Source organism: Flavobacterium pectinovorum (assembly GCF_006438875.1).
In the GTDB taxonomy this organism is placed as follows: domain Bacteria; phylum Bacteroidota; class Bacteroidia; order Flavobacteriales; family Flavobacteriaceae; genus Flavobacterium; species Flavobacterium pectinovorum_A.
The window spans coordinates 470,018-479,362 of the sequence record NZ_RCZH01000002.1 but is presented as its reverse complement, the minus strand read 5'-3'; the positions used below and the strand labels follow the sequence as shown (position 1 = coordinate 479,362).

At 36.4% G+C, this 9,345-nt stretch carries 2 protein-coding genes and 1 pseudogene; all 3 read right to left on the bottom strand.

The window, feature by feature from the left end:
* Positions 1-882: pseudogene (locus EAH81_RS04385) on the bottom strand (hypothetical protein); the annotation flags it as partial.
* Positions 879-2,390, bottom strand: coding sequence for a hypothetical protein (locus EAH81_RS04380; protein WP_161595781.1), 1,512 nt, complete (start codon positions 2,388-2,390; stop codon positions 879-881). The gene EAH81_RS04380 and the pseudogene EAH81_RS04385, both read right to left, overlap by 4 nt.
* Entirely contained in the window at positions 2,360-9,232 is a 6,873-nt protein-coding gene (locus EAH81_RS04375) for a DUF11 domain-containing protein (protein ID WP_140504154.1), read from the bottom strand. Before EAH81_RS04375 ends, EAH81_RS04380 begins: the two co-directional genes overlap by 31 nt.
* Between the last annotated feature and the right edge of the window lie 113 nt (positions 9,233-9,345).

The following is a 9,345-nucleotide window of genomic DNA, read 5'->3' as shown; positions in this document are numbered from 1 at the left end:
GTCTTTTACCCAAACGGTATAAGTTCCAGGACCTACATTGAAAACTTTCGTTGTAGAGAAAGCTCCGTTTACTCCGTTGATTCCGTAAGTTAATGTTCCTGTTCCTCCTGTACCTGTAGCAGTAATCGTAAACGAATTTCCTGATCCTGTACATTGGTTGTTTACTACAGCTGTAACGCTTGGCGTTGGATCTTTTGCAATTGATACCGGAATTTTAGCCGTACATCCGTTTGCATCCATTACAAATACAACCCAGTTCACATCAACACCACTTGCAGTGTTTACTGATAATGTTGCGTTTGCATCATAATCAGTAAGTGCAGGATCTAAAGCTCCCTGTTTAACTACTGCATATTTGTAAGTTGGTGTTCCTCCAACCGGACTTGCCGTAATTGTCGATGTAAACTTACTACATGTAATATTTGAAGCGGTTGCCGTAAGACTTAAACCTAATACCGGTTCATCGATAATAATTGTTGCAGTGCTTTTACATCCTGTAGAATTTGAAGTAACTTCTACTGTATAAGTTCCTTTTGCAACATTTTTCAATACTAAAACATTAGCATCGGTTGCTGATTTTGTCAGAGTACCTGTTCCTAATGTTCCTGCTGTTAAAGCGAAAGTATAATCTCCTGCAGTAGCAACGTTTGAAATCGTAAACGTTCCATTTCCAGTTGAATCTCCTTTACATTTTACATCATTGTTTTTATTTCCTGAAATAGCAATTTTCACTGCTGCATCTATCGTAATAACTTTTGTGTCAAAACATCCGTTGGCATCCGTAACTTTAAAGGTATAACTACCTGCAGCTAATCCATTAAATACATTCGAAGGCTGTTGTGCAATTATTGCCTGAGACGGTGCAATAGTTTCATATTTCAATGNGTACCTGTTCCTAATGTTCCTGCTGTTAAAGCGAAAGTATAATCTCCTGCAGTAGCAACGTTTGAAATCGTAAACGTTCCATTTCCAGTTGAATCTCCTTTACATTTTACATCATTGTTTTTATTTCCTGAAATAGCAATTTTCACTGCTGCATCTATCGTAATAACTTTTGTGTCAAAACATCCGTTGGCATCCGTAACTTTAAAGGTATAACTACCTGCAGCTAATCCATTAAATACATTCGAAGGCTGTTGTGCAATTATTGCCTGAGACGGTGCAATAGTTTCATATTTCAATGTTCCTGCTCCCGTACCGGCAAATAAAACAACCGTAACATTACTTGATGTTGCTCCTGCCAAACAAGTTATCGTTGATGGCGTAACTTTATCAATTACAGGTGAGTTTAGTTTTGATAAAATAGCTGATCCTGTAGCGATACATCCATTAGCGTCTTTTACCGAATAGTTAACGGTTTGATTTGTTCCGTTATCGTCTACCAATAATGTATTGTTTGCGGAATATCCTCCACCGTTAAAACTGTATGTGTATGGTGATGTTCCTGTTATTGGAAGGTCTATTACAACTTTTCCCTGAACTTTTGTGTTAGTTGCACTACATGTAAATGCTGTAACTGTTGAACTGATAACTAAAACACTTGGCTGCGTAATAGTAACCGCTACACTTGCCGGACATCCCTTACTGTCTCTTACATAGAAAGTATAAGATCCCGCGCCTAAACCTGTAAAGGTTGCGCTTGGTCCAAAACCTGTTGTAGCACTATTGCTATAAGAATATCCGCCTGAACCACCAGTACCTTTTATAGTAACCGATCCGTCCAGTTTTGCGTTACAGCTCACATTACTTTGTGTAACAATTGATGCTGTTGGGTTTGAAATAGAAAGTATTGTTTCGGTAACTATAACCGTACATCCATTAGCATCGGTAACTTTTATTTTAAATGTTCCTGCAACTGCTGTTGTATAAACATTTGATCCCATTGGTGAATATGAAGTTCCTCCATTTGTTGAAACTTCGTATTTGTATGCTGCTAATCCTCCTGATGGAGTAACTGTAATTGTAGCATTTGAACTCGTTGGAGTTGTTGTGGAACAATCCAGTTCTTTTATAACTGTAGTAGCTGTTAACTGGTCATAAACCGTAACTGGCGTAGCTGAAGCCGGACATTGATTTCCGTCTTTTACCCAAACGGTATAAGTTCCAGGACCTACATTGAAAACTTTCGTTGTAGAGAAAGCTCCGTTTACTCCGTTGATTCCGTAAGTTAATGTTCCTGTTCCTCCTGTACCTGTAGCAGTAATCGTAAACGAATTTCCTGATCCTGTACATTGGTTGTTTACTACAGCTGTAACGCTTGGCGTTGGATCTTTTGCAATTGATACCGGAATTTTAGCCGTACATCCGTTTGCATCCATTACAAATACAACCCAGTTCACATCAACACCACTTGCAGTGTTTACTGATAATGTTGCGNGTCTTTTACCCAAACGGTATAAGTTCCAGGACCTACATTGAAAACTTTCGTTGTAGAGAAAGCTCCGTTTACTCCGTTGATTCCGTAAGTTAATGTTCCTGTTCCTCCTGTACCTGTAGCAGTAATCGTAAACGAATTTCCTGATCCTGTACATTGGTTGTTTACTACAGCTGTAACGCTTGGCGTTGGATCTTTTGCAATTGATACCGGAATTTTAGCCGTACATCCGTTTGCATCCATTACAAATACAACCCAGTTCACATCAACACCACTTGCAGTGTTTACTGATAATGTTGCGCTACCGTTATTGTATGCCGAAGCTATAGGGTCTAAAGCACCTTGCTTAACTACAGCATATTTGTAAGCTGGTGTTCCACCTGCTCCAACTGCCGTAATAGTTGATGTAAACGCACTACATGTAATATTTGAAGCGGTTGCTGTAACCGAAACACCAATAGCCGGCTGTGTCAATTTTACAATATAAACAGCCTGACATTTTGTTAATCTATCCGTAACTGTAATAGTATAATCATCAGCTGCTACCGAAGAAGTAACTGTAATTGTTGTAGTTGCTGCCGGTACTCCATTTGCTTGTTGGATTGTAGTACCTGCAACATTTTTAATTATATAATCATATCCGCTGGTTTTAATACCGCCAACTGTAAATTGAATTGTTCCTTTATCTCCAAAACATTTGATAGTAGTTAAAACGGATCCTCCAGCTGTTATGTCTGAAGTTCCTTTTACTACATAACTTATTGTTGCTGTACATTTTGTTTTACTGTCTGATGCCTCAAAAGTATAACTTCCAGGAGTCAATGGTTGAAAGTCTCCCGTTGTATTACTTGCTGTATTATATCCAGCCGGACCTGCAATAATTCTATAAGACACATTAGTAAGTGCTCCTGCCTTTACCGCTGTAATTGTAACATGTCCTCCTTGTGGAGTTGTAGAACAATCGTATCCAAGATCAACAAGGTTAATGCTTGTGATTGGTTCAAAAGCACCAACAGTAACACTTAGTGGTCCAAGCTGACACCCATTATTATCTATTATATATCCTTTTACTACTCCTGAAACAGTTGTTGAATAGGTATTTCCGTCTAAGTAGTTTGAAGCTCCTGTAAAACTATATTTATAAGGTGCTGTTCCTCCGCCTGCAGTTAAAGTAACTACAGCTGCAACAGTTCCCGCAGGACCACATTGAATATCTGTAGTTTTGATAGATCCTGTAACAGCAGTAGGTTCTGTCAATGTAATTGACCCTTCATCAGAGATACATCCTTTATTATCTTTTACTTGATATTTATAAAGAATTCCAGCTTTTAAACCAGTATATTTTATAGTACTTGTAAAACCACTACCATTAAAACTGTAAGAATAGCCGCTTCCTGAACCACCGGAAGCTCCTACTGTAACTTCACCAGTTGACCCGCCAAAACAAACAACATTTGTAGGTGTTGCACTTGCAATTGGTTTTGAAATAGCATCAACTGTTGTTGATGTTGTGGTTACACATGCTTTTGGTGTATTTGAGTCAGTAATTTCAAAATAATAAGTTCCTGTACCCGGAGCTAGATAATTAAATGTGTTTCCTGTAACGGAAGCACTTGCAGAATAGGTTCCTGCTGCTCCAAGCTTAACTTTATAGGTAAAAGGTGCTTTACCACCAGTAATGTCTACTTTAATCGTTGCGCCAACAGTATTACAATCTAATGTTTTAGTAACATTTGCTTGTGCTGTTAACTCAGCATTAATAATAATACCACTTATTGTAGTTGTACAATTGTTTCCGTCTCTAACCACAATATTGTGAGTTCCAACACCAACGTTCGTAAAAGTATTGTTGATATCAAAAGCACCACCATCTAAACTATAGTTTAATATTCCTGTACCAGTAGCCGTAACAACTAAGGTTGCTTTATTAGCAGTATCATAACATAAATCAGATGTAACATCTAAACTCGCAACTGGTGGAGTTGGTGTATCAACAATTACCGCTTTGGAAACTGCCGAAGTACAACCTTTTGAATCACGAGCTAAAACAGTATAAGTTCCAGTAGGTACTCCGGCAAAAGTTGCTGAGTGAGGGAATCCATATCCTGCTACATCTGTTACACCATCTGCTAATTTTAATGCGTAAGTATAAGGTCCTACACCACCTGCAGCATTCGCTGTTATTGTTGCTCCAGAAGTACAAGTTGGTAATGTACTAACCGTTGCATTTACTGTAACAGGTTGATTTTCTGTAATTACTTTAGTAAATGATTTAGAACAAGTTCCTGCTGCATCACTCTTAACAATAACTGAGTAAGATTTTGCTACTAATTTGTCTATTATTACTGGTGAAGTTGTTGATGTAACCCAATTACTTCCACCATCAATTGAATAAAGAAAACTTCCATTAAAGTTTTGAGCCGCAATAGTTATTTTACCTGTATTTCCACCGCTACAATCAACGTTTTCAATTGTAGGATCCAAAACAGTAAAAGCTTTATTGCTGTCGATAGTAAAATCGAATTTTTTCTCTACTAAACATGATTTTGGTAATTGACGTACCCATATATCATCTACAAGTAAATCGTTTCCACTGAATTTATTATTATATGAACGAATTACAAAGCTAAGATTGCCATAAGCTCCCGGGTTTAAAGACAATTCTTTATACTCCCATTTTTCATCTCTTGGAACTTTCCAAGGATTTGCAGTATCAGTTGTTGCAACAATAGTTTCGGTTGGTCCGCCTAAGTCATTAACTAATTGTATCGTTAATTCCGGATCGTAATAATTGGATCCAGTAGTACTCTTCATTAAATTTTCTGCCCATAATGAAATAATTACAGGTTGATTTACAATAACATCTTTAATTGGTTTACTATATATAATACCTCCAACTCCCGCTGAACTTCCGATATTAACACATAAGAATCTTCCTAACTTATCAGTTGGTAAAGTGTGATCTTTAGCAACTACCCAAGTACCTCCAAAAGTGGTTTTGATACTGCTTGCAACAGCATATTTACCATCGTTTATCTGATAATCATTAATATTACCGCATATAGATGGGAAAGTTGTAGGGTGTGGAGTCGTTTCATCTTCAAAACAATATTTCGGGCTGATTCCAGGAGTTGTAGTGTAACCGCCTTTTCCAAAATCTTCTTGTAATAAATTACTAAATGTAGCTGCTGAAACTAATTTATATTTTACGCTTACGGTATGGTTACCTGTTGTTACATTATTAAATACAGGATTTGTAATTGGTGTATTTGGATTACCATCAATATAGTATTCATAAGTATAGTTTAAACCACCTGAATTAGTTACTGTAACAGTAGTTTTTCCTGTTCCGTCACAATTATAAACTGTAGGTGCTAAATCAATCGTTGGATCTGCTGGTTTTTCATCCAAGATGATATCCTTCATCATAAAGATACAACCTTTAGAATCTTTAATATAAACGGTATATGTTCCCGGATCAACATAAGCTTCGTTTGAAGCTATCCATGTTACTTGATTGTCAAAACTATAAAGATATCCTGGCGTTCCTCCTTGCGGATTCGTAATTCTGATTTTTCCTTGTTTCTCATGTCCTGTAGGTCCACATCCCGAAAGCTCAGATATACCTGCTGAAGCCGTTAAGGCAGTATCTGGCCCTTTGATAGTTACAAGTACTGCAGGATCAACACACTCAATACCGTTATAAGTGTACTTAACTATTATAGAATAATCACCCGGTGCTAAATTTGTAATTGGAGCAACTGAACTAAAGGCTCCGCCATTTACACTATAAGAAACCGCAAAACCTGAATTTGCTGGAGTAACATCTACATTAATTACACCATTATTAGCTCCGTAACAATTAACATCATCTGCTTTAAAGGTTACTTTTGGTTTTGCTAAATCTGTAACTTTTACTGGTGGTATTGTTACTGTACAACCGTTTGCATCTACTACAACAATATTGTACTCACCACTTGCCGGTAACGGACTTGTTACAGGAATTACAGGATTTGTAACAAAAGTTGTACTTCCGTTTACATAATATAAATAATATGGTGGTGGACCCGGTCTTGGAGTTCCTCCTGTAACACTAACTGTAATCTCTCCATTACCACATGCTGTAAGTGCTTTAGTAACTTGCGCAACAGCTGTTAATCGATAGTCATAAACTTCAATCTCTTTAACATCATTACATCCATTATTAGATGTAGACATTAGAACTTCATAAATTCCAGGATCAACACCACTAAATGTGATAATATTATTATCTATTAAACCTGAGTTTTGAATTTCGACAGTACTACCTTTCTTTCTAAGAATAAATTTGTATTGTCCCGGCACATTATTAATAGTTGCCGTTATAGTTCCGTGCTCACCATTACAAAGTGGGTGTGTTGCATCAAGTTTTGTCGTAAGATCAAGCTGCTCAATATTTACATCTACCTTAAATACACAAGCAGAAATTTGTCCAACTTCTAATACTGTTTGTTTTATTCTTACAGTATAAGAACCTTTTGCAACATTATTAAAAATATTTGATGCTTGATAATTTGTTCCGTCAAGACTATAAACATATCCTGTATTTGGAAGCGGATTTGTTACTGTAATTGATCCTTTTGTATTACAAACAATATCTTGTTTTTTAGCAGTAGCATCAAGTAAGTTTTGATAAACATTAAAATAATGCGTAACAACACATGTATTATTACCATAATTTACGACAAGTCTGAATACACCAGCTCTGTCTGCTGTAAATGTAGGTCCGTTTGCAATTGTAGTCCAATTTGTAGCTCCTTCATAAGGACAGCTATCCGGATTAGTGCTTGGGGTTACATCTTTTGTTTCTTGCCAGGTTATACTTGTCGCTCCTGTAATCTGAGTATCTATGATTCTCTTATCATTTAGACCACACAAGAATATTTTAGGAAACGGTTTGTTATCTCTAACGCAGCCATAAGCCAATCCGGTTGCAGGATCAATATTGTCTCCTTTAATTGGATTTTTATTTGTGCTGGCAAGATAATCTGTAACGACAAATTTCTGTTGTATCGGTGCACAATTTGCTGCTCCACTATCATCAACAGTATAAATTCCGGGTTTGTCGATTGTTACTTGTCGGTTGTTACCTCCAAAAATAACACCATTTGGATCTTTCCATACATAGGATGTATATCCGTTTGCTGCTGTTAAAACTGCAGTTCCACATAAAGAAACATCTCTACTAAATAAACATTTGTCTATACCAACCAAGAAATTAGTTGATGTTGGTTCTCCAACATTACAAGATGAAATAGTAGAATAACTACCCTCTCCAAAACCTTCAGGGGAAGTATTTTTTACTCCATAATATTTAGAGACAGCAGTGTTCTTAATTTCATTAGAACATGCATCGATCAGATCATTACAATCATCTACAACTTTAACTTTAAATTTAAGTGTAAACTCTGCTCCTTTGGCAATAACTAAAGCATCGGGAATTGAAAACACAAGTGTTCTTGTTGCAGCAGTATAGGTAGCAGTAATTCTTGGGTCCATTACCAAGATATCACTAAGCCCATTAAAAATTACGTTGTTAGGAATAACGTCTGTAATCGTAAAATTTTTGGCATTATCGTTACCTTCATTTTTAAACTTAATCTCATATCTAAGTTCCTGATTAAGTGTTACTGGCTGAGATCCAATATTTACATCTTTATCACTAAGAACATTCTTTTTAAGTACAATTTTTGGTGCGATAATCTCAACCGACATTGCATTAAAAAACATGAAATATGAATCCTGAGATGTATTGATTCTAAGGGTAGCACTTGTTTCATCATTTTGCATGACACTATTTTGTACCCCACCTACATTATTATCAAGAGTTACAACACCGGCATCAAACCCTAATGTATTTTTACTATTAGGAGTACGACCTCCCATAATAACATCACCATCGGTTATTGTACTATTAAAAAAGTTTGGTGTACCACCTGTTATTGGTCTTGCTAATGAAGATATAGGACCCCATACACTCAATGCTTTCCCTCCTATTATTTGAAGACCATCTCCTTCTAATTTGTTATCTCCTTCTAATGCACTAAATGCTAATTTTACATTTACGTTTCCAAAAGGATTTGTTCTAAATCCGGAAATAGGAATATCCAATGGTGGATCACTACTTCTAATAATACTAAAACCATCAAAGCTGGTAATATATTTACTAGGCAATAACGGGTCTTTATAAATTACAAAAATAGACCAACCTGCTGAGTTACCTCCAGGAGAAAATTTACCCTCAGAAGCCATCACATCAGCAACGGTATAAACCCCTTCTTTAGCAGCTTTTACGTCTGCTGTAATATCTACAAAACAAGCATATGGCAATGATCCGTAAGGTGTCGTAACACCTGTCCCCCCTTCATCCCAAAGTATACTTCCGGTAAGAGCCTTGTAAGTTGTAGCTGTAGGTGTTTTTAGTCTTACCTGATTAATCTTAGTTCTATCAGCATCCTGATAGGTTCCAGACCAATATAAAGCAGCATATACTATTTCAAAACAGCTTTTACTTGCTTGAGGAATTGTTAATGTTGCAGAACTTGAATTAAAAGAAGTCTCACTGTCAACATCAATATATTTCATATTGAAATTGTCGTTTACCTGGCTTGAACTTCCCTGATCATCATATTTGTTAATAGGCCGTTCACCTTTTCCATTATCTCTATTTAAGCTATTGTTTCCAATAACTAAAATGTCTCCATTCAAGCTGGTTGTATATCTGCTAGTAAATCCTTTTCTTAACTGGGCATGTGAAGAAAAACTTAGCAATAAAAATACAACTGCAATTAACGTTTTAAAAATAGTAGGTTTTTTCATGGTCTTCTTTTGTTTTGGCTTTTACTTATTCTTCAAGGGGCATTAAAAAATAAATTCCGGCACTTTGAAACATTTATAATTATGAACCTTCTTTACTCACGAAGAAGGCAAAA